Source organism: Sulfurihydrogenibium yellowstonense SS-5 (assembly GCF_000173615.1).
Taxonomy (GTDB): domain Bacteria; phylum Aquificota; class Aquificia; order Aquificales; family Hydrogenothermaceae; genus Sulfurihydrogenibium; species Sulfurihydrogenibium yellowstonense.
Genome location: NZ_ABZS01000219.1, coordinates 1 through 2,209 on the forward strand (window position 1 = coordinate 1; position 2,209 = coordinate 2,209).

At 29.7% G+C, this 2,209-nt stretch carries 4 protein-coding genes; all 4 read right to left on the reverse strand.

Translation table 11 applies throughout. The annotated features are described in order from the left end of the window. On the reverse strand, positions 1-287 hold a 287-nt coding region (locus SULYE_RS07740), incomplete at its 3' end, for a four helix bundle protein (protein ID WP_007548212.1). 100 nt (positions 288-387) lie between these two features. Continuing rightward, complete coding sequence (gene cas6, locus SULYE_RS07745; RefSeq protein ID WP_007548213.1) at positions 388-1,146, reverse strand: CRISPR-associated endoribonuclease Cas6; 759 nt, start codon at positions 1,144-1,146, stop codon at positions 388-390. A 43-nt stretch (positions 1,147-1,189) separates the two neighbouring features. Then, positions 1,190-1,672 carry a CPBP family intramembrane glutamic endopeptidase gene (locus SULYE_RS07750; RefSeq protein WP_007548214.1) on the reverse strand — a complete coding sequence of 161 codons (483 nt, stop codon included), beginning with the start codon at positions 1,670-1,672 and terminating at the stop codon, positions 1,190-1,192. A 247-nt stretch (positions 1,673-1,919) separates the two neighbouring features. Beyond that, positions 1,920-2,209: DUF996 domain-containing protein (locus tag SULYE_RS07755; RefSeq protein WP_043989342.1), on the reverse strand; the 290-nt coding region annotated here is incomplete at its 5' end.

The window sequence follows — 2,209 nt, forward strand, 5'->3', positions numbered from 1 at the left end:
TCAAATACACTTAAATCTTTTAGATAGCCCAATTCTCTTGATATTATAAGTTGTGTCTCTAATTCTGCAGTAGATCCTAATGCAAAATAAAGAAATTGTATAAACTCTTTTGTGCTATTTCTTGCCGACCCTTCAGCAATATTGCTTGGAATAGATATAGTACTTTTTCTTATCTGTGATGTTAAACAATATATCTCTTCTTTTGGAAAGCTTGATGTTACTATATAAACTTTCTTAACCAATTCAATCCCGTTTTTCCATACATCCAAATTTTTATGCGTCCTCATATTCCACCTCCCTTTACGTGAGACGTGAAAAGTTGAACATGAAACGTCAAAAAACCTTTTCTAATTAAGTATTTACGTCTCACGTTTCACGTTTCCCGTTTCACGTGCTAACCATACCGAAACCTTGTCCTGTTCTATTTCCAAGTCCAATTTGGTAAATTGTCTGTAAATCCTCAGGATGACCTTTTAATTTAAAAATTCCACTGTTTCCTGTGATATACATGATTGGTTTTCCTGTTTTTTCTCTAAAACCTCTTAACGTGTGCTTAACCACTTCTTTTTTCATATTTATAGGATGAAATTCAAGCGGCTGTTTTAAGCCTCTGTTGTCAAGCTTTCTAAAAATTCTTTCCATTACGTTGTTTAGTTCGGTTTGAAAGTTTTCATCGCTAAAAACCACAGGTCTATCATCTTTTGTTTCAACAATAAACGGTGCATTAGTTTTAAATGTAACCTCATTATCGAAAATAATTTTTTCTCTTAGTATTACAGGCTTTCCAACTTGCCAATAGATGTTATCAAACTTATTAAAGTCAAAAATTTTTATCTTTTTCATACCATTAAAAAGATTTATTAAAAACTGATAATCGTTTGATGAAATATACAAAAATACAGGTCTGTCTTGGTAAAAGACTTTGTCTTTGATTTTAAACTTTTCATCAAGAGAAATTTCCTCTTCTTTTGGATTTGTTCTATCAAAAGCAAGATTAAAGGTATAAGCCTTTGGCATTCTTACGCTATACATGCTTTCTTTATAATCTTTGTCTGCTTGTGCCAAAGCTTCTTTTATGAATGCTAAAACCCTCTGCCTAAAAACAATTGGAACTTTTTCTGTAGTTATAGGAATTTTTACCCTCATCAATTTCTAACTCCTTTTTATTTTTCTATTTATTATAAACTTACTATTTAAAAATTTCTGACAAAAACGCCACATAAAACTCATTAGAAAGAAAATGTAAAACTACAGCTAAAGAAAAAGATTTTGTTTTTTGATACATAAAGCCGTAAAATAACGATGGGAAAAACGTTAAAATTGAGTGTAGGTCTTGGTAGATGATTATATGAGGAATGGTAAAAAGTATAGAAGTCAAAAGATTAGAAAAATAACTTAGTAAATAAACTCTAAAGAAAAGCTCTTCTGAAAAAGCTACAAATAGATTGTTTAATGCTTGAAGTGGTTCATGGATAAATAAAAATGGTAGTATAAAAATTATTGATAAATCATACTTTCTCGAGTAAGAAAAAACAGACTTAAAATCAATAAAAAGAATTGGAGAAAGTAAAATAACATATACAAAGCATGGAAGATTGGTAATTTTATAAATTAGTGTGCTTATGATTAAAGCTATGTATAAAAAAATGGGAATTAATTTATTATTCATCATAAAATAGCAAATTTTTCTTTTAAAATATTATAGATATGGAACTAGTCTCTGATTTAATGCTATTTTGTGTTTTCCTATGAGACTGTTCCAAAAATCCGCACCGTCATTCTGCAGCCGGCGAAAAATCTCCTGTTTTTTCTTTCTTTTCAAAAAAATATTAAAAAATGAGATCCTTCGGACTTACGTCCTCAGGATAACAAAAAGGTAAACTTACCAAAATTTTGGAACACTCTCAAATTTCAATTTCTCACATTACATTTACTTCTTCTACATTATTTAATTGTATTTCCATAGGTGCGGTGAAGAATGCAATTGTGAGGAGTATATAGCCTATAAGTATCCCTAAAAGTCCAATTAATATAATAGATAGCAAAGTTCCCCAGAAAATAAACTTTCCAGACATATCAAAAAGGTTTCGGTTTAAAGTAATTGATAATTCTGTTAAAGCTGTTTTAAGATTAATAACTGCAAATATAGCCAATCCATAAGCCAGTAAAAAACCAACTACTGCCAAAAATGTATTACCGTCTCCGATAA